Origin of the sequence: Bradyrhizobium sp. WSM1253 (assembly GCF_000244935.1) — a bacterium.
Lineage (GTDB): Bacteria > Pseudomonadota > Alphaproteobacteria > Rhizobiales > Xanthobacteraceae > Bradyrhizobium > Bradyrhizobium canariense.
Genome location: NZ_JH600073.1, coordinates 2,820,677 through 2,838,837 on the forward strand (window position 1 = coordinate 2,820,677; position 18,161 = coordinate 2,838,837).

Genomic DNA, 18,161 nt, shown 5'->3' on the forward strand with positions numbered 1-18,161 from the left:
CGGCCCAAGCCGCCTTGCATGAGCTAGTGAGGTGTGGGGTCGCGCGGTTCGCACGCTGTAACTCCAGGGCAGAGCAACAAGAACGAGCAAGGGCCGGAAACGTCTCGTCTACTCCATTCAATGTATACGTTTGCCGATTGCACGAAAGCCAAATCGCGGGCAAGCTTTGTGCTTTAGCGCGCGAGGGTATTGACCAGTGGTCCGCAACATTACTTTCCTGGTTCTGGCGATCTTTTTGGGGACTCACTTTGCAGCGGCAGGCCAGATCGAATACCCGCAAGTGATCCATACGCAATACGAAGCTGTCGATCAGAAGACCGGCGGTCACTTCGTGCTGTGGTCAGAGCGGGAAAAGATCTTCTATGGCCTCGACCAGAAGCTTTTCCCGGGAGCTCGGTTTGTCGACATCACCCAGGTAACCCCAAGCGTGGGTTCGATCACGCTGACCTATGTCGAGGTGCGGACCGTCAGCAGCACGACCTCGGATTATTTGTACCTGGCAGGAAATGTCCGCTTTCGCGTCAGTGGAATGGCGCTCAAATCCAGCAACTTCCCCACCGGCGGCGGAATGACACCCAACGCACAGTAGCCAGACTAGCGCCTGCTCGACCCACTCCCCCGCGTTCTGCTTCCATAATAGGGGCGTGCGCGCCCCCCGCTCACCAGAGGCGGCTGAATCTGGCTCGGAATATTCTGCGTAGCCGTGCTCGGCGCAGGCTGCGAGGGATTGACGATGATGACATTTCGGTTGGGCGTCGACGGATCATTGACCCCCTGGGCCAAAGCGCTTGGACCCCACGTGCTTGCGGTCACAAAAAGCGCAACTGCGGTCAGGACTAATCGTTTCATGAGATGTCTCCCAAGCGAGAACATCGGGGGGTCGATCACCGTTCCTTCACGCTTGCTTGGGCGTCATTGCCGAGGCACGGCGATCAGCTTGCCGTCTCTCCAGACCCCCTGAGCCGCCATCCCGCTCGGCAGCTTACCCGGCGCCAGGATCCGGACGGCTGTCGGTCGGGAGGCGCTCTGGGCCGTTTGGGTTTTCTTGGTAGGGGTGGTCACGATGCTGGTGCTCGTCAAATTGGCTTTGTCCTTGGTCCCTTGTGCAAAAGAAGGTTGCACCAGGAGAGCCACAAACGTGAGTGCTATGAAACCGTCGCGCATGATCAAAATACCGGAAAGAGGAGCTCGTCGAACTGTCACAGCTTTCTGCCCAAAAGCAAGCCCCCGAAGCTGTTCGACGAGGGCTCTTGCAAGGTTGGCGATCAAAGCGGCTTTCGCGGCGATCGGATTTGACGGGGAAATGCCTAGCGAAATAGCCTGTTCCGGGTTACTTGATCGGCCTTGATGACCGACCCCAGCGACACCGCCGCCGGCGCGCCAAATACGCACGCGATCAAGGCCGGGTTTGTGCGTCTCCTGTCCGGGCGGATTCGCGACATATCCGGCGACCCACGGCAGGTCCGGGAAATCGTATATGAGCTGGCTCGCATCAAGCTTCTGGAACAATTCACCCATGGCGACGCACGGGAATCCCGCGAGCTCCAGCAACTGCTCGAACGCGCCATTCGGGACGTTGAGCTATCATTTGAACGCAGCGAGCGCGACGCGCTGTCCACAGCGCCGGACTCGGCCCTAGACGTCGCTTCGCATCGGTCGCCACTCGATCCCCCGGCTCCTCAGCCCGTTCCGCCTTCGCCGCCCGTCCCGACGGCGGCGGAAACCAGGCGCGGTTCTGTCGCGCGGCCCAGACCGCTCGACCAATCTCAGCGAAGCGGCATCCTCAACTCCCTCATCCGATTAGCCGCCATCCTGGTCGTCATTGCCGGCGCCAGCGCGGCGGTTACTTATTGGCCGCGGTTGAGGACGCAATCCCTCGCATTGTGGCAGTCCGCGACGCTGTCCAGGCGCAGCTCGACAAGCCCCGAGCCTCAGCCCACCGCGGCTGTGACTCCAGCGAGCGGTGAGAGCGTCGAACCGACACCGAAGGAGCCGACGCCGGCTGCTCAACCCTCGATGCCGTTGCCAACAGCGTTTGGCGTCTATGCCCTGAGCGAGGGCCAGCTCCAGGAGCTCAAGCCGGTCCCCGGGAAGATTCCAGACCGTCGTGTCGCGATCTCAGCGGCAATCACCACGCCCAGCGCGACGACCCTGACAAGCGGAGATGTCAGCTTCATTGTGTTCAGGCCCGACGGTGGCGTCGATGCAACCGGGACCGAGGTTCGGGTGGTCGCAAAAGTCTCCCGAGCGATGGGCGTCGATGCAACCGGCAAAGCGGCCATGGTCACTGCCGGCGACACCTGGGTCATCCGCAGCATGTCCTACCCTTACAAAGTCGGTCCGGTCGAGGATCAGCCGAGAATGCTATCGCTGCAGCCGGAGCAGGACGGCTTTACGCTTTCGCCGGGTCGCTACGTCGTGGTCGTCAAAGGTATGGGCTATGACTTCACGGTGGCCGGGACGCCGACTGATCCCAACCAATGCGTCGAACGCATCAATGCAACGAACGGCGCGTTCTACTCCCCCTGCCCGCCGCGACGCTAAAGTGGCGCGACGCGTTTCGTTTATTTTTTGGCCTTGGCATCTTTAGGCGCATCCGCCGGCGCATCGTCGACCTTGCCGTTGTTCGCGACGCATTTGCTCAAATAATCGCGCCGCTCCTTGACAGTCCCGGCGCTGCCCGCAGCGGGATTGCCGATTTGCTTTGGCGGAAAGGCCTTGGCCAAAGCTGCGTCGCATGCACGCGCGACTTCTACCGTGACGGCCGAAGCCGTGACTGGTGCGCCAATAGCCAAAACAAATGCCAATCCCATCGACCTTTGCAAATTTCTGGAGATCACGTGGCTCGCTCCTTCAATCCGTCCGAGAACAGGACGGGACCATATCAAAAAGGACAGAAGAGCCAAACGGCAAAGCGGCGCCGAAATGTCTGGTGGCAGAAGCTGCTCTGCGAGAGATGATGCTTCTCGGGCCGAGATATCCATCGCGCCCGGACCTGCTGCTTTTCACCAGACGGCAGATGCCGAGCCAAAGCCTCGATCCTAGCTATTGAGCTGCGGCGGCTTCAGGTTCGGAAAGCGCGTGAGCATCGCGGTCCTGATAAACCTCAAGTGAGTGATGGTGTTTGCCAATTCCTTGAGCCGCCGCTGGCCGTTGGAGATATCGGCGGCAAAGAGATCTTGATGATGGCTGTCGATCGGCTCCCGTTCGAGATATTCATCGGTGCCGTTGCCGAAGGTGACGGATGCACGCGCAAGCGCGTCATCAACGCGTCGTCCGAGGCCGACCTGCTCCCTCTCTGCATCGCGCAATGCCGCATCGATCGCGACCATGACGGCATCGATTCGAACGCGGTCCGTCTCCGCATCGCGCTCGACGGTACGGGCCTTGAAGCCCTTGTCCTCACGGCGGGAGCTGAGAAAATTGTGTGCGCGCGCTCTCAGGAACAGCTGAAACATTTGGGCCATCCCACGTTCGAGATTTGGACCGCTAACATCGGTCAGACATAGTTAACAAAGCTTGAATCTTGTGGCTGCTCCGCCTGGCTTTGTGCGATCCACGCCCGCCAGGCTCCTTCGTGTTTGGAATAAAGGTCAAGCCATCGAGCTTCGTGCGCCGCGGCGGCCCCATCGCCCGGACCGATTTGAACCATCTCTCCCGATGTGATGTCCAGCGCTTCGAACTCCGCTGTTTCCTGCAGGGACAGCCCTATCAGCACCCGTTTCCCTTGCGCATCAACGAAATACCTGCGGGGCGCGTTGTGCCTTGAATCAGTCATTCGAACGACCCTCCTCCATGATCCAAGGACCTGGAAGATCTTTCAGGTGTCGATCATAGGCGCGAACGAAAACCATCAACACAAGGATACAAATTATCGCGCTCAGCAACGCAATCAGATACGCCATTTACGCCTACTCTAACGCGGGCCCCGGAAAAATCGGGGCGACTAAACTTCGCTGTCAATCGATATGTTCTAGGTGACGTTGGCCAAGCTCTCAAGAGTTGCGACAAGTTAACCTAACCGCACATGGTTATTTCGATCACGCCGCGCAGATCGTCCGGCAAACAGGCCACGCGCGAGATTCCACCATTACGACGGCGACCGACTTCGTCCCGCCCCTGTTGCCTCGGGAGTATAGGGCGCGTAGAGACGATACCTTGCAGATCGCTTGCGCGAGCGCCACGCCCTCGCACCATAGCCGCAAGCAAAACCGCCAGCGAAGATCGAACTCAAAACCACAATTGCCAACATTTGAACGTCCCATTTTTCCGGCGCGTTCCTCCCATTGCATTTCATCTTGTCGTTGTGACGACTTCAAGATTGGCGCCGCTGAAAGTTTTGTCAGGCGATGATGAAATTTGTGCAAGGAGTTGATTGAAGTTTGGTCGTTGCCCAATAGCCGCGGGCCGGGGAATGACAAAACGTCTCACTGATTGAAGTTAGATCAGACCGGATGTTAATCCGGGTTCACGTCGACGGCCCCAGTCCATGCAGCCTTCAGAATCTCCGGTCGATAAGTTCGGCTTCGAACCACTCAAAACGCGGCGACGGCCACTGCTGATCCGCATTGAAATCTCCGTGATAATACGGAGCCACGAAGTCCGGATGAGGCGCGTTAAGGTTGAGCGGTTAGCTTAATCCGCGTTGTCTGTTGCGAAGTCTCACCGATCACTTATCCCATCGTCTCACCGGGCTTCCCCAAGCTCGGCCCCACCCAAGCAAAGCCGTCGAGCGACATGGGTCCGCTTGGCGGCTTTGTCTTTGTCTCGACGAGAGGATGATTTCGGTTATGGCGCGCAAGCCCTGGTCGTTCAAGGAAGACCGCCGGCTGATGGAGTTGGCCAAGTCTTCGGCTTCATTGGAGGAGGCGGCGAAACAGCTCGGACGATCGCCCGATGCGATCAAGCGCATGGCCTTGCGCCTTGGTCTTTCGTTGAAAACGAAGGCGAGAAAAAAGGTCTAGCGTGCGGCGGTGTTCCGCCAACGAGGTCATGATGGCCGCGGGCGCGCGATCACCGGTTCTGACGAAGAACGAATTCGACGTGTTGCTGATCGGACTGGAGCCAGACTCAAGCCAAGGTGAGACCCCCGTCCGCTCGAAAGCCTCGAATCCGGCTGCAGGAGATAAAAGCGCAGTAGCCCTGTTCGCCAGGGAACCGAACCAGCGCGCTCGCGTTGATCCCAACTTCATCGTGAGGTCTGGCTGTGGCACATCTTGCCATTTCCGTCATCCTGGTCTGGTTGGCTATCAATATCGCCTTCGTGGTCTTGCGCCTGCGAGCCACCCGGTCACAGCATGGTGGCAGCACTCGGCAGGCTCCCATCGCGCCCTACAATCCCGCACCCGCTTCCCTCCGCCATCGACTGGGCCGTTAGAGCTTGAGAGCGGAGGGGTAAGGTCTCCGCCCCACTGCCCTTCCTTCGATCCAACGAGTTGGTCGAGTCACGCTGCTTGGCGCAGAGCGCTAAATTTCCGACCGACGCGGTGCTGGTGGCCTGACTGGATTCAACCGTTACCCGAGACCGGCGAAACGCTCCATATCCATCTGGCCCCCGCTCAATCAGCCTTAACGATACTCTCATCTTTCAACGCGGCCTGGCTCCCATCCGGCTATGGTCGTCCAATGCGCCGAAACCATCTTATCGCAGCCGCAGGCGTCTGCTTCGCGCTCATCGTCTATGCTACGCTTGCGAGACTGGCGGGGAGACCCGTGCTTATCGGTCATCACGAGGCTTATTGGGTCGTCGTGATCGAGCGCTTCAGCGCCTATGGGTTGCTGGGATTTCTGTTGTCCTTCCTGTTGCCTGGTCGGCTCACCCTCGCATGCTCGCTTGTCGTGGCCGTCGCAATGGGGCTCGAAATCCTGCAAGCAATGACACCCGATCGTGATCCGGGTTTCTTAGACGTGCTGCAAAAAGCAGCAGGCGGGACCGTCGGGGTCCTCCTCGCTCAAACAATCCTGGCCTTCTTACCGAGACCGCCCGCCTGAGCAGCACGTCCGCATCGGAAGTTGCCGTCGTTGTTTCATCATTTATCCGCGTAGTTCACCGCCCGGGTTCGCGGCCGTATGAATGTTCGCCTGCCATCTCCCGGCCAGCAGATCCGCAGGCTGCCTCGGCCTTGCCTGTTCCAGGCGAGTTGGTCGGAGCATGCGGGGGCTAAGCCGACCGGCGCCGGCCCTGGAACTGGTTCGGCGACAGGAGTTCTGCCATCTGCCGATGGGTGGCCTGGAGCGCCTCGATGGCGCCGTCCAGATCAAAACCGGCGTCCCGGACAGACGCGAAAAATTTAGCCGTCAGCGCCAGATCGAGCTTAACGCGGGTTGCGCCATCGCGGCTTTTGCGGCGGTCAAGTGACAAATGGATGGCCCGCATTCTGGCCTCGGCAGGTGTGCATCCACTAAGCCCGGCGAGTTCGTCATAAGTCATCCAGATCTGTGCCATGTTTCAGTCACTCCTTTACTCGGCATCAGCTTATTTTTCGTGCTTAAAGCTTCGGTTGCCGCGATGCGCGCGCCGACCGTTTCGCAATGATAGGGTCAATGCGAGCTAAACGAAGAAGGACAATCGTGGCGAGCCCCCGGTGGGTTGCATACGGTGAAGATCAATCTATGCTCACCAGATCGATCAACCGTTGAGCTGAGGCAATCGCATTGGGACAGGTCACTTCGGAAGCCCTCTCCTTGAGTGATGTCGTGTCCCGTGGCGCCACCCGGCATGTCCCCGCCTTTGGCACCGACTTGGGCACCACTTTGGGCCGGCTTCGCCGCAAACGTCCTGCATTGCTGACGCTTGCGGTGCTCGTGCTGTGTGCCGATTTGGTGCTGGCCACGGGCGCATCGATGATCGTTGATTTCACCTCGAGGTAAGCTGACATGACCGACCGACCGACTGTCCTCGTTACGGGAGGCGCGGGCTATATCGGCTCGCATGCCTGTCGCGCCCTGACCGCCGCCGGTTATCAGCCCGTCGTTTATGACAATCTGTCGACAGGTCATCGCGGCTTCGTCGCCGGGCCGCTGGTAACAGGCGATCTGCTCGACGGCGCCACGCTGGCGCGCGCCTTCGCCGAGCACAAAATCACGGCGGTCATGCATTTCGCGGCGGCGAGCCTCGTCGGCGAGTCCATGACCGACCCGCAAAAGTACTACATCAACAATGTGCAGGGCACGCTGTCGCTATTGCAGGCGATGCGCAATGCGGGCTGCCATCGTATCGTGTTCTCCTCGACCGGCGCCGTCTACGGCAATGCCGATTCCAAGGAACTGCCGGAAGACTTCCCCTGCGCGCCGATCAACCCCTATGGCGCATCGAAGTGGATGATCGAGCGCATGCTCGCCGATTACCGCGCCGCTTACGGCTTCGGCGCGTTCTGCCTGCGCTATTTCAATGCCAGCGGCGCCGATCCTGCCGGCGGCATCGGCGAATTGCGTGACAATGAAACCCATCTCATTCCGCGCGCCATGATGGCGTTACAGGGCCATGTCGATTTTGCCGTGTTCGGTGAGGACTACGACACGCCCGATGGCACCGCGATCCGCGACTACATCCATGTCACCGATCTCGCCGCAGCGCATGTCGCGGCGCTGAAGCTGCTGGAACAAGGGCATGCCGGCGGGAGCTTCAATCTGGGCACCGGCTCCGGCTTTTCGGTGCGGGAAATTCTGACTGCCATCAGGCAGGAGACCGGGCGCGAGGTGCCCCACACCGTCAAACCGCGCCGCGCCGGCGATCCCACCTATCTGGTCGCCGATCCCTCCGCAGCGCGAAAAGTGCTGAATTTCGTGCCGCGACATTCGGATCTGCCGACCGTGATCCGCACCGCCTGGGCCTGGCACCAGAGGGCTCATCCGCTTAAGCAGCCCTGACGACATCGTCGAAGTCGATCAGGCGGGATGAGACGTGGCCTTATGGTCTATTCCGTTCTGAGCCGAGCGATCCCGGCGCAAACGGATGGCGCGATCGCGAGCGGCCGTCGAGCCCCTTGGGCAGCTTGTCTGCGTTGAGCTTCACGACCGCACCTCTGGCCTCAACGGCGGGCACCTCGTCCTGGCTGTAGATCAGCGTCGCCTCGAAGGTCACATCGGGCGCCTGCTCGGCCGTTCCGGAACAAGTCGCCATCGCGCCGCTGCACACGCCCGAGAGCTTGACCTCGACTTCGTCGAGCCCGAACACGGTCGGCGGCCCCTCGGCATGTCGCCGCGTGGTCAGAACCGCCGTGAAGCGCTGCTCGTCGATTCGGTAAGAGCCGCCATACGTGAAGAAGCTGTCGCTGCCGGAGATTCGTCCCTCCGCCAGATGCACGACGCCCGTGCCCTGACCGCGCGGGGTCCTGAACCAGGCCGCATATTTGCCGTCTCTCAGCATGAAAACATCCACCGTAAAACTCAAACGTATTTGCAACCAACTCTGGGGCGCGACAATGACCCGCGCGGGGAGCATTCCGCCACGGTTAACGCCCTGCAAAGCGAGCCAGTCAAATTGCTGCCGACGCGCAGCGACGCGGGCGGGCGCACGCTCCCCCGTGCAGCGGGCAAGAAAGATGGAGCTCGTTGCATACCGCGCTAAAAACGATCGGCGTGCCGACCTCGTTTGGCAGCACGCATATAACCGCTATCAACTCCAGCCAGCTCGTGACAGCTAGCCTTCCTGTCGCGCTGGGAGGAAGTGGTCGAGATCGCCGACGGTCAGCAGGCGACGCCGTATCAGAAGACCGAGGCCACGCTCGCGCCCATTATTGATATAGAGAGTGCAGCGGAGGGCTACCCGGTCGAGGCCGTCCCAGCCGAATGAAATTATCCATCCGGTCGCCGGTTTGAACCTCTTCCTGATAGAGTGCACCAATAGCTGAGAGTGATTCCGGTCACACTTACCTGGGCGTTTCGCTGCTAAGCATCGGGCCTGGACGGGGACCGGGCAAGTATCGGTCGAATTGGATGAGAATTCCCATGAAAAGCCTGATCGGCGCTGTTGTCGGCGCGTGCTGTCTTGCTGCCCCCGCTTTGGCGGAGACCCCGGCCGCCATCGTCGAGGAGGTGCAAGGCAAGGTCGACGGTGTCGCGTTCATGGATTATGTGGCGCCGGGCAAGATCATCAAGCTGGGGCCCAAGGCAACCATTACGCTCAGCTATCTCAAATCGTGCCAGCGCGAGACCATCAGCGAAGGCGTCGTCATGGTCGGCACCGAGCAGAGCACCGTGCAACTCGGCGAGGTCAAGCGTGAAAAGGTGCCCTGCGATACCAACGCGGCAAAACTATCGGAGCGCGAGGCGAACCAGAGTGCCGCGACGACCTTCCGCACCATGCGGTCGGACGCCAAGGGCAACGCTCCGGCCAAGCTGCCGACGCTCTACGGCGTCGCGCCGTTGGTGCAGGCCAAGAGCGGCAGCACCCTGGTGATCGAACGTACCGATGGCAAGGAGCCCACGATCAGCGTTCCCCTCAAGAGCGAGACGATGGTCGGAGGCAAGTTCTATGACTTCGCCAAGGCCGGGAAGTCGCTGACGCCGGGCGGCAGCTATCTCGCCATCCTCGGCACCAAGCGTTACGCCTTCCAGGTCGATCCCAGCGCCACGTCGTCGCCAACGCCGATCGTCGGGCGCCTGCTGCGGCTAGAATAGGCAGCTAGCGGCGGGGCGATGCGGCGGATCGGCAGACGGGACATCGTTGCAGCGATCCTGATTGCGCTTCTTGCAGGCGCCGTCGTGACGTCTCCACCGTTGCAGACGCTGCAGGGCCTGTCGCTCGATATCCTCACGGCACTGCGCAGCAAGTTCGTCGGCGACCAACGCGATCCCGCGACATCCCCGGTCGTCGTCGTGGCCATCGACGGCGAGACCTACGACACTCCGCCGTTCAAGGGATCGCCAACGCAGACCTGGACGCGCGAGATCGGCCGGGTTCTCGGCAGCATCGACGACGGCGGCGCCCGGGCGATCGGCTTCGACGTCATCTTCCCGAGCTCGATCGAGCAGTCTGAGATTCCCTTCGGCGACGCGTCGCTGGGCACGCGACTCAAGGGATTCGATCGGGACTATCTCATCGCCCTGCGGAAGCTTTCCGACAGCGGCAAGCTGGTGCTCGGCGAGATCCTGAGCAACGACCATCAGGAAAGGCCCGACCGCGCGCAGCAATTGGTGGTGAGAAACAATATCCGCGCCCTCAACGTCCATACCGACACCGACGACGTGATCCGGCGGATGCCGCTGAGCTTCTCGATCGACGGCAAGCCGGTCCCCGCGATGGCGGTCGAGCTCGCCGCGCGCGCGCTCGCTGTAAAGCCCGAGATTGCACCGTCCGGAGCGACCGAATTGTCCGGTTATGCAATTCCGAGTGCGGTACCGAATACACTGGCGCTCAATTTTCGAGGACTGGGCCGCGACATTCCGACTTTCTCCTTCGCCGATCTGCGAGCCTGCGTCGAAAAAGGCGACCGCGATTTCTTCCGTCGCGCCTTCGGCGGCAAAGTCGTGCTGCTCGGCACCGCCCTGAATTTCGATGATCGCAAGCTCACCTCGATGCGACTGTCCGGCGGATATGACGGAACGCCGGGTCCACGATGCGCCCAGCCTGCCCCGGCGAGCACCGTACAAAAGGCCCGCAGCGACATCGCCGGTGTCTTCGTTCATGCCAACGCGGTGCGAAATCTGATCGAACGCGATGCGGTGACCGAGCTCGGCTTTCCACTGCGGAGCATTCTCACCATCGTGTTCGCAGCGATCGTGGCCTGCGCGGCCTGCGTGCTCGCACCGGGTGCCGCACTGATCGCCTGGTTTGGCCTCACCGCCGTATACGCCGCTGTGGCCGTCGGTGCATTCGTCCATGCCTTGGCGCTGCCGCTGACCGAGCCGGCACTCGCAAGCCTTGCCGCACTCGCGATGATGATCGGCTACCGTTTCGTGCTGGCCGATCGTGACGAGCGTTTCCTGCGCAAGAGCTTTGCGTTCTATCTCGCCCCCGAAGTGATCGAGACGATGGTGGCCTCCGGCAAGATGCCGGCGCTCGGCGGCGAAATGCGCAACGTCACGATGTTCTTCTCCGACCTGAGCGGCTTCTCCTCCATCGCCGAGACGATGACGCCGGGCGAACTGGTGACGCTGATGAACGAATATCTGTCGGCCATGACCGACATCATCGAGAGCCATGGCGGCTATGTCGACAAATATATCGGCGATTCCATCGTCGCCATGTTCGGTGCGCCCGCCGACGATCCCGCGCATGCGCGCCACGCCGTCCATGCCGCGCTGAAATGTCACGCAAAGCTGGCGGAGCTTAATGCCGCCAGCGCCGCTTTCGCCGGCCGCGGCCTGTCGCACCGCATCGGGCTCAACAGCGGCGAGGCCGTGGTCGGCAATATCGGCTCCCGCCGCCGCTTCAACTACACCGTGATGAGCGACACCGTGAACGTCGCCTCGCGGCTCGAAGGCGCCAACAAATATTATGGCACCTCCATCATGGCCTCAGAAACGACTGTCGCGCAGACAGGCAATACTTTCACCTGGCGCGAGCTCGACGCCATCAAAGTGATAGGACGCGGCGAGGCGATCAAAGTGTTCGAGCCCCTCGCGGAGAAGGGCACGGAGAGTGCCGGGCAGGCGAAGATTGCCGCCGCGTATGCGGAAGGGCTGGCGTGCTGGCGGGCAAGGGAGTTTGCGAAGGCGGCTGATGCGTTCGGGCGAACGGCGGAAATGGATCCGGCGTCAGCGCTTTTTGACAAGCGCGCGACTGCGCTCGCTACAAATCCACCGGGGTCGGATTGGACTCCGGTGAACATCCTAGAAGGAAAGTAGCGCAGCGTCGCACCGCTTTCGGGTTCACTCCACGCTAGAACGGCAACCCCACATAATTCTCCGCCAGCAGACGCTGCGCCGTCTCGGACGACAGCAGATACTCCAGCTCCGTCTGCTGAAGCCTGTTTTCATACTCGGAACGGTCGGGGAAGCGATGCAGCAGCATCGTCATCCACCACGAGAAGCGTTGCGCCTTCCAGATCCGCGCCAGTGCGTTGGCGGAATAGCCCTGAAGCCCGGAATCATCGTCGTTCTGATAGTGCGCGAGCATGGCGTGGTAGAGATAATAGATGTCGGAGGCAGCGCTGTTCAGCCCGCGCGCGCCCGTCGGCGGCACGATGTGGGCGGCATCGCCGGCGAGAAACAGGCGGCCGTAGCTCATCGGCTCGGCGACGAAGCTGCGCAACGGCGCGATGCTCTTTTCGATGGACGGTCCCGTGATCAGGCGGCCGCCGACCTCGTCCGGCAGACGACGCTTCAGCTCGGCCCAGAACGCATCGTCGCTCCAGTCCTCCACCTTGTCGGTGAGCGGCACCTGGACGTAGTAGCGGCTCAGCACTTGCGACCGCAAGGAACACAACGCGAAGCCGCGCTCATGCTTCACATAGATCAGCTCCGGCGACACCGGTTTCGTACGCGACAGCACGCCGAGCCAGCCGAACGGATAGATCTTCTCGTATTCCCGCAGCACGTCCTTCGGGATCGACTTGCGACTGACGCCGTGAAAGCCGTCGGCGCCGACGATATAATCGCAATCGACTCGGACGGTCTCGCCATTCGAACGATAGGTCACGTAAGGCCGGTCGGAGGTCAGGTCATGCGGCGTCACGTCCTCGGCATTGTGCACGACGTTGCCGCCGAGGCGGTCGCGCGCCTCGTAGAGGTCGCGCGTCAGCTCGGTCTGGCCGTAGACCAGCACCGAATTGCCGTCGGAATGCTTGTGGAGGTCGATCTGGGAGAGCACCCCATCATGGGCGATCTCGAATCCCTTGTGGATCTCACCCTCGCGGTCCATCCGCTCGCCGCACTGAGCCTCGCGCATCAGCCTGGCGAAGCCGTGTTCGAGCACGCCGGCACGGATCCGGGCAAGCACGTGGTCGCGGCTGGATTTTTCCAGCACGACCGTGTCGATACCCTTGAGGTGCAGGAGCTGGGACAACAGCAGCCCGGACGGCCCGCCGCCGATGATACAGACCTGAACTTTCATTTTTGCGTCCTCCTCGGCACTTTCTTGCAGATTCAGCGCCGCTGACCGATGGAGGCTTTCGTCTTTGTCTTGTACTATTCGAACATGAGACGCGCAGCCCCCGCCCCGGCGATCCGGGTCTACAATTTGTTCGGCGAGTCCGGCGATCTGCCCGATGTCGTGCATTGCGAGACGATTGCCTCGCGCTCGGTGCTGCACGACTGGACGCTGGCCGTGCACCGCCATGCCCGGCTGCACCAGGTGCTGCTGATCGAGCGCGGCGGCGGCGAAGCCACGCTCGACGGGCGCGTGGTGCAGCTGAAGCCGATGCAGATCGTCAACGTGCCTGTCGGCCACGTCCATGGCTTCCGTTTCGTGCCTGATACCCAGGGCTGGGTGCTGACCATCGCCGCGGAAATATTGGACGAAGCGCTGCTCGCCTCTGAAGGCCTGCGAAGTGCCTTGTCGCGCTCGGCCGTGATACGCGGCACGCCGCAGATCCGGACCACCATGAAGCAGATCTTTGCCGAACACGCCGCGCGCGATTTCGGCCGAGCGCATGTGCTGCGTGCACTGTCGGCGGCGATGATCGGGCTGGTGGCCCGCGCGCTCACTGGCGAGAGCGGTGGCAACGGCACGGCTGAAAGCGGACTATTCCGCCGCTTTGAGGCGCTGCTGGAACAGCATCATCTGGAACGCTGGAGCGTCGCGGACTATGCGGGCGCGCTGTCGATCACGCCGACCCATCTCAACCGGGTGACGCGGGCCGCAACTGGCGACACCGCCTCGCACCTGATCCTCAACCGGCTGATCCGCGAGGCGCGGCGCAACCTCGTCTATACCAATTTGCCGGTCTCGACGATCGCCTATGCGCTTGGCTTCGAGGACCCCGCCTATTTCAGCCGGGTCTATGCCGCCGCCACGGGCGTGTCGCCGCGCGCCTTTCGCGCGCAGCTCCACGGCGAGGAAGGCTGACACATCGGCCGATCGATCAGGCGCGCCTGTGGTCGAAGGCCACGCTGGGAACCGCAATGGCCTTTGTTGCCAGCGCTGCCACTTAACCTTCGTATATGGGGCCCTATCCTTTGGATAGGCGCCCTTTACCTCAGTACAATTGAGTAGGGAATGCGCGCGCCTTAGCCTGGCTGCATTCGGCGCCCTGGCGCCGGTGGGCATTGTATCCTCCCTAACCTGGGCGCAAGACGGCCGCCCCTGTCCGGTCGTCTGCGCTGCTTTTTCGGCAAGCCATCGGTGGCTTCAATGTTTTTCCGGCCGACACACCGCCCCCGGCGGTTGGACCGGCCACCTTTCGCGTACAACCGGAGATTTGTGCATAATGTCTTCGATTGAGAAGATCGCACTCTTTATCGATGGCTCCAATCTCCATGCCACCTCCAAGGCGCTCGGCTTCGACATCGACTACAGGCGACTGCTCGGCGAATTCCAAAGCCGAGGTGCGCTGTTGCGGGCCTTCTACTACACGACCGTCGTCGAGGATCAGGAGTATTCGTCAATCCGTCCGTTGATCGATTGGCTCGACTATAACGGATACACCGTCGTCACGAAACTCACGAAGGAATTCGTCGACGCCATCACCGGCCGCCGCAAGGTGAAGGGCAGCATGGATGTCGACCTCGCCGTAAATGCGATGGAACTCGCCGAGCACGTCGATCAGATCGTGTTGTTCTCGGGCGATGGGAATTTTCGTTCGCTGGTGGAAGCCCTGCAACGCCTCGGTGTCCGCGTGACGGTCGTCTCCACACTCTCCACTCAGCCAGCCATGGTCGCCGACGAGCTGCGCCGACAGGCGGACATATTCATCGATTTGGCAGAACTGCAACCAAAAGTGGGGCGCGATCCGGCCAATCGGCCGGGATCGCGCGAGATGCGTCAGTCACCGCAATTCCGCGCGCGCGTAGCGATCGATCGCGGCGACCAGGTGGAGTGAACCTTCGGGCGGCGGCTCTCACACGTCGAAGAACACCGTCTCTTCCGGCCCCTGCAAATTGATCGTGAAGGCATACACGATCTTGCCGCCACGCTCGCTGCGCTTTGCGATCAGCGTCGAACGTCGCATCGGCTGTTCGATCAGGCTGAGCACGGGGTCGGCGGCGTTGGCGGCCTCTTCGTCCGAAAAATAGAGGCGCGTGTTGAGACCGATGTTGATACCGCGCGCGACGGTCCAGACATTGATGTGCGGCGCGCCTTTGCGGCCGGTCTTGTCGATGATCGCGCCCGGCTTGATGGTCTCGAAGGTGACGAGACCGCTCTCGAAGTCGGAGCCGGCGCGACCCCAGCCGCGAAATTCCTCGTCAAGCGGGCCGGTCGACCGATCGGCCGGATGGTTGTAGCGGCCGGCCGCGTTCGCCTGCCAGATCTCCAGCAGCACGTCACGCAGCGGCGTGCCGCTGCCGTCGATCACCTTGCCCTCCAGCGTGATGCGTTCGCCTTGCGTGTTCGGCGTCACCAGCACATTGGAGAAGTTCTTCTCGAAAATGTCGAATCCGGCCATGGCCGGGATCAACCCGATATGCACGTAGGGCCCGGCCGTCTGCGAGGCGGTTTCCTTGAGGTAGTTGAGCGGCTGCGGCATGGACCTAGTTCCCTGCGGTGCGATTTTCAAAGTAAGTGGAGCGCCGGCCGCGCAAGACGATGTCGAAGCGGTAGGCGAGCGAGTCGAACGGGGTCGATGCATTGAGGTCGAGCGGCGCGACCAGGCGCTCCAGCGCATCCTTGTCCGGGATCGTCGTCAGGATCGGGCAGGCCGGGATCAGGGGATCGCCCTCAAAGTACATCTGGGTGATCAGACGCTGTGCGAAGCCCGAGCCGAACACCGAGAAGTGGATGTGAGCGGGACGCCAGCTGTTGACGTAGTTGCGCCACGGATAGGGCCCCGGCTTCACCGTGCGGAAATAATAATAGCCGGTGTCGTCGGTCAGCGCGCGACCGCAACCGCCGAAATTCGGATCGATCGGCGCCAGATACGTGTCCTTCTTGTGCCGGTAGCGGCCGCCGGCATTGGCCTGCCAGAACTCGACCAGCGTGTCCGGCACGCCGCGGCCCGTCTCGTCCAGCACGCGGCCGTGGACGATGATGCGCTCGCCGACGGGATCGCCGTCCTTGGCGTAGTTGCGGATCAAATCATTGTCGAGCGGGCCGAGGTCGTTGTGACCGAATACCGGCCCCGTGATCTCCGAGACCGAGGTCTCAAGCGACAGCAGCGCCTGGCGCGGCGAGCGCAGCACCGAGGATTTGTAGCCTGGCGCGTGCGCCGGCGGATGCATGGAACGGTCGCGCTGGAAGAAGCCACCGTCACCGAGCGGAGGCGTGAACGGCTCGGGGCGGTTGAGGCGGGGATCCCGCAAGGCTGGCGCCTGGGCATGCATCGGCGTTGTCTCTCCCTCTGGCGCCCGTTGGGCGCACGATTTATCGGGAGATGATGGCGCGAGCTATTCTCAAGATAAATAGATCGATTATAATGAATTCCATGAAAAAAATCGATCATTTGGCGCTCGATGGCCACGCGCTGGAGCTGTTCCTGGCGGTGCTGGAAGAGGGCTCGGTGACGGCGGCCGCAACGCGGCTCGGCCTGACGCAATCCGCGGTCAGCCACGCCCTCAACAAGCTGCGGCGGATCGTCGGCGATCCGCTGTTTGCCAAATCCGGCCGCGGCATTGTGGCCACGGCGCACGCCCAGGCGCTCGCGGCAAAGGCGCGAGCACTGATCGACGAGATGCGGAGCTTTGCCGGCGGCGTCACGTTCGAGCCGGCGAGCGCGCAGCTTTCGCTGACAATCGCCGCGAACGACTTCCAGCGCGACCTGCTGCTGCCGCGGTTCTTCGATCATGTCGCCGCGCAAGTGAGGAGCCTGAACCTGCGCGTGATCCCCTCGCAGTCGCCGTCGCCAGCGATGCTTCGGGAAAACCGCTGCGACCTGCTGATCACGCCGCTGCCGCCGTCCGGCATCGACATCGTGCAGAAGCGCCTGCTGCAAGACCATTACGTTTGTTACTACGACCCCAAAGCGCGTGCCGCGCCGGCTACGCGCGGCGCCTATCTCGCGGCGCGTCACATCACGGTGGTCTACACTGACAATGAGCGCCTCGACTTCGATCGTCGGCTTGCAGCCAACGGCTTCCACCGCGACATCGCGATCTCCGTGCCGAGCTTCTCCGGCGTGCCGTCCTTCCTGCGTGGCTCGCAAATGCTGGCGAGCATGCCGAGCCTGCTGGCGCCCGGCGTGATGCACGGCTTCGCGCAGGTGCGGATACCGCTGGCCTCGCGCACGCGAACCCTGGCCGAGCTGCCGATGTTCATGGTCTGGCACCAGCGCTATCAGAAAGATCCGGCCCACCGCTGGCTCAGGAACCAGCTCGAGATCATCGCGGCGACGGCCGCGGGCCGCTGAACGCGCCGGCTGTGACGCATAAGCCACACCCAAGTCCTGTGTGATTCCGCAAGGAAAACGCCGCCTTGCGCGCGAACCAGCAGTTGCACGAAGAAAATACGGGCTGAAATCGTAAAATTGAAGCACAGTGCAACCTACGGGTCGTCCTGGCGAAAGCCAGGGCCATACCGCGTGACCTTTCGATAAGAATCCCCCCGCGGTGACAGACTGGATTGCTTCGCTGCGCGCTGCGCTCGCAATGACGGAGCAAGGGCGAGCATCGCCTTCTCCAACTCGCATTTCAAATCGCATCCTCGCGGCGCATCCGCCCGAGCTATGCTCTCTCCATCACCTCCTTCAAACAAAGAGGGTGCAGGGAAGGCCGGGTACCGGCTTGGACCATCCGGTCTACCTTGCGAGCTTTTCGATCTGCTCCGCCGAGCGCGTTTCAGCCCCGCGCAAGAAGATCGAAATGACTTCGCCGAGCCTGTCAGGAGGACAGGCCCCCGCGAACACATCGTCCTTCACGCGACAATGAAAAAACTTCCGATGATCGCTTGATTGAGGCTCGGCAACTTCTTCGAAAGTCCGGCCGGACAAATATGTATCCCTTAGCTCCACCTTGAAATTCCAGCCGGGATTATCCAACGTCTCGATCGTTATACCGTAGGTATGCTCCCAATCTCCATTGCATTGAGCCGCATACCAGCGCTCCAGTCGTTCAAGCACGTCGCCTACGTCTTGCAGCTTGTAGGGTGGGTCAGCGTCAGCGTAGCCCACCTCCTTTGTCTCCGCGTC

At 61.7% G+C, this 18,161-nt stretch carries 23 protein-coding genes; 12 read left to right on the forward strand and 11 right to left on the reverse strand.

What is annotated here, in order from left to right; translation table 11 throughout:
* Positions 1–196 precede the first annotated feature (196 nt).
* Entirely contained in the window at positions 197–589 is a 393-nt protein-coding gene (locus BRA1253DRAFT_RS14875; protein WP_007595527.1) for a hypothetical protein, read from the forward strand.
* A 323-nt stretch (positions 590–912) separates the two neighbouring features.
* Here BRA1253DRAFT_RS14875 and BRA1253DRAFT_RS45250 read toward each other — a convergent pair whose 3' ends face one another.
* Positions 913–1,518, reverse strand: coding sequence for a hypothetical protein (locus BRA1253DRAFT_RS45250; RefSeq protein WP_245285922.1), 606 nt, complete (start codon positions 1,516–1,518; stop codon positions 913–915).
* Positions 1,519–2,016: 498 nt separating this feature from the next.
* Here BRA1253DRAFT_RS45250 and BRA1253DRAFT_RS45255 point away from each other — a divergent pair, with 498 nt between their 5' ends.
* Positions 2,017–2,544, forward strand: coding sequence for a hypothetical protein (locus tag BRA1253DRAFT_RS45255; RefSeq protein WP_245285923.1), 528 nt, complete (start codon positions 2,017–2,019; stop codon positions 2,542–2,544).
* 20 nt (positions 2,545–2,564) lie between these two features.
* Here the strand turns inward: BRA1253DRAFT_RS45255 and BRA1253DRAFT_RS14890 are convergent, their stop codons facing one another.
* The 3 genes from BRA1253DRAFT_RS14890 to BRA1253DRAFT_RS14900 all read right to left on the reverse strand — a co-directional run bounded on the left by BRA1253DRAFT_RS14890 (position 2,565) and on the right by BRA1253DRAFT_RS14900 (position 3,778).
* Positions 2,565–2,840: a hypothetical protein gene (locus tag BRA1253DRAFT_RS14890; RefSeq protein WP_007595533.1), complete on the reverse strand. Its 276-nt coding sequence runs from the start codon at positions 2,838–2,840 to the stop codon at positions 2,565–2,567.
* A 201-nt stretch (positions 2,841–3,041) separates the two neighbouring features.
* Positions 3,042–3,458 carry a hypothetical protein gene (locus BRA1253DRAFT_RS14895; protein WP_007595535.1) on the reverse strand — a complete coding sequence of 139 codons (417 nt, stop codon included), beginning with the start codon at positions 3,456–3,458 and terminating at the stop codon, positions 3,042–3,044.
* A 41-nt stretch (positions 3,459–3,499) separates the two neighbouring features.
* Positions 3,500–3,778, reverse strand: a complete 279-nt coding sequence (locus BRA1253DRAFT_RS14900; protein ID WP_007595537.1) for a hypothetical protein — start codon at positions 3,776–3,778, stop codon at positions 3,500–3,502.
* Between the two features lie 1,012 nt (positions 3,779–4,790).
* Between BRA1253DRAFT_RS14900 and BRA1253DRAFT_RS44470 the strand changes: the two genes are divergently transcribed.
* Positions 4,791–4,964, forward strand: coding sequence for a hypothetical protein (locus tag BRA1253DRAFT_RS44470; protein ID WP_007595539.1), 174 nt, complete (start codon positions 4,791–4,793; stop codon positions 4,962–4,964).
* Between the two features lie 661 nt (positions 4,965–5,625).
* Positions 5,626–5,991, forward strand: coding sequence for a VanZ family protein (locus tag BRA1253DRAFT_RS14905; RefSeq protein ID WP_035993419.1), 366 nt, complete (start codon positions 5,626–5,628; stop codon positions 5,989–5,991).
* A gap of 42 nt (positions 5,992–6,033) precedes the next feature.
* On the opposite strand, the gene BRA1253DRAFT_RS43590 is transcribed toward BRA1253DRAFT_RS14905, so the two are convergent.
* Together BRA1253DRAFT_RS43590 and BRA1253DRAFT_RS14910 are read right to left on the reverse strand one after the other, a co-directional pair.
* Positions 6,034–6,153, reverse strand: a complete 120-nt coding sequence (locus BRA1253DRAFT_RS43590; RefSeq protein WP_157158597.1) for a CHRD domain-containing protein — start codon at positions 6,151–6,153, stop codon at positions 6,034–6,036.
* Positions 6,154–6,160: 7 nt separating this feature from the next.
* Complete coding sequence (locus BRA1253DRAFT_RS14910; protein WP_007595543.1) at positions 6,161–6,445, reverse strand: hypothetical protein; 285 nt, start codon at positions 6,443–6,445, stop codon at positions 6,161–6,163.
* A 239-nt stretch (positions 6,446–6,684) separates the two neighbouring features.
* Between BRA1253DRAFT_RS14910 and BRA1253DRAFT_RS14915 the strand changes: the two genes are divergently transcribed.
* Positions 6,685–6,870, forward strand: coding sequence for a hypothetical protein (locus BRA1253DRAFT_RS14915; RefSeq protein ID WP_245285925.1), 186 nt, complete (start codon positions 6,685–6,687; stop codon positions 6,868–6,870).
* Positions 6,871–6,876: 6 nt separating this feature from the next.
* Positions 6,877–7,869, forward strand: coding sequence for a UDP-glucose 4-epimerase GalE (gene galE / locus BRA1253DRAFT_RS14920; RefSeq protein ID WP_007595546.1), 993 nt, complete (start codon positions 6,877–6,879; stop codon positions 7,867–7,869).
* Between the two features lie 40 nt (positions 7,870–7,909).
* Here galE and BRA1253DRAFT_RS14925 read toward each other — a convergent pair whose 3' ends face one another.
* Complete coding sequence (locus BRA1253DRAFT_RS14925; protein WP_007595548.1) at positions 7,910–8,368, reverse strand: hypothetical protein; 459 nt, start codon at positions 8,366–8,368, stop codon at positions 7,910–7,912.
* A 300-nt stretch (positions 8,369–8,668) separates the two neighbouring features.
* Here BRA1253DRAFT_RS14925 and BRA1253DRAFT_RS45875 point away from each other — a divergent pair, with 300 nt between their 5' ends.
* From BRA1253DRAFT_RS45875 to BRA1253DRAFT_RS14935, 3 genes are all read left to right on the forward strand, one after another.
* Positions 8,669–8,794, forward strand: coding sequence for a hypothetical protein (locus tag BRA1253DRAFT_RS45875; protein WP_256375805.1), 126 nt, complete (start codon positions 8,669–8,671; stop codon positions 8,792–8,794).
* A gap of 155 nt (positions 8,795–8,949) precedes the next feature.
* Positions 8,950–9,621: a hypothetical protein gene (locus BRA1253DRAFT_RS14930; protein ID WP_007595550.1), complete on the forward strand. Its 672-nt coding sequence runs from the start codon at positions 8,950–8,952 to the stop codon at positions 9,619–9,621.
* Between the two features lie 18 nt (positions 9,622–9,639).
* Complete coding sequence (locus BRA1253DRAFT_RS14935) at positions 9,640–11,790, forward strand: adenylate/guanylate cyclase domain-containing protein (RefSeq protein ID WP_007595552.1); 2,151 nt, start codon at positions 9,640–9,642, stop codon at positions 11,788–11,790.
* 34 nt (positions 11,791–11,824) lie between these two features.
* On the opposite strand, the gene pobA is transcribed toward BRA1253DRAFT_RS14935, so the two are convergent.
* Complete coding sequence (gene pobA, locus BRA1253DRAFT_RS14940; RefSeq protein WP_007595554.1) at positions 11,825–12,997, reverse strand: 4-hydroxybenzoate 3-monooxygenase; 1,173 nt, start codon at positions 12,995–12,997, stop codon at positions 11,825–11,827.
* A gap of 48 nt (positions 12,998–13,045) precedes the next feature.
* Between pobA and BRA1253DRAFT_RS14945 the strand changes: the two genes are divergently transcribed.
* Together BRA1253DRAFT_RS14945 and BRA1253DRAFT_RS14950 are read left to right on the forward strand one after the other, a co-directional pair.
* Complete coding sequence (locus BRA1253DRAFT_RS14945) at positions 13,046–13,951, forward strand: helix-turn-helix domain-containing protein (RefSeq protein ID WP_007595556.1); 906 nt, start codon at positions 13,046–13,048, stop codon at positions 13,949–13,951.
* Between the two features lie 361 nt (positions 13,952–14,312).
* Positions 14,313–14,924: an NYN domain-containing protein gene (locus tag BRA1253DRAFT_RS14950; protein ID WP_007595558.1), complete on the forward strand. Its 612-nt coding sequence runs from the start codon at positions 14,313–14,315 to the stop codon at positions 14,922–14,924.
* A gap of 18 nt (positions 14,925–14,942) precedes the next feature.
* Here BRA1253DRAFT_RS14950 and pcaG read toward each other — a convergent pair whose 3' ends face one another.
* A complete protein-coding gene (pcaG, locus tag BRA1253DRAFT_RS14955) occupies positions 14,943–15,569 on the reverse strand; it encodes a protocatechuate 3,4-dioxygenase subunit alpha (protein ID WP_007595560.1) in 627 nt (208 codons plus the stop codon).
* A gap of 4 nt (positions 15,570–15,573) precedes the next feature.
* On the reverse strand, positions 15,574–16,362 hold the full coding sequence (gene pcaH / locus BRA1253DRAFT_RS14960; protein ID WP_007595562.1) for a protocatechuate 3,4-dioxygenase subunit beta: 789 nt from the start codon (positions 16,360–16,362) through the stop codon (positions 15,574–15,576).
* Between the two features lie 92 nt (positions 16,363–16,454).
* Between pcaH and BRA1253DRAFT_RS14965 the strand changes: the two genes are divergently transcribed.
* Positions 16,455–17,384, forward strand: a complete 930-nt coding sequence (locus tag BRA1253DRAFT_RS14965) for a LysR family transcriptional regulator (protein ID WP_035993424.1) — start codon at positions 16,455–16,457, stop codon at positions 17,382–17,384.
* A gap of 387 nt (positions 17,385–17,771) precedes the next feature.
* Here BRA1253DRAFT_RS14965 and BRA1253DRAFT_RS14970 read toward each other — a convergent pair whose 3' ends face one another.
* On the reverse strand, positions 17,772–18,143 hold the full coding sequence (locus BRA1253DRAFT_RS14970; protein WP_007595565.1) for an immunity 53 family protein: 372 nt from the start codon (positions 18,141–18,143) through the stop codon (positions 17,772–17,774).
* Positions 18,144–18,161 lie beyond the last annotated feature (18 nt).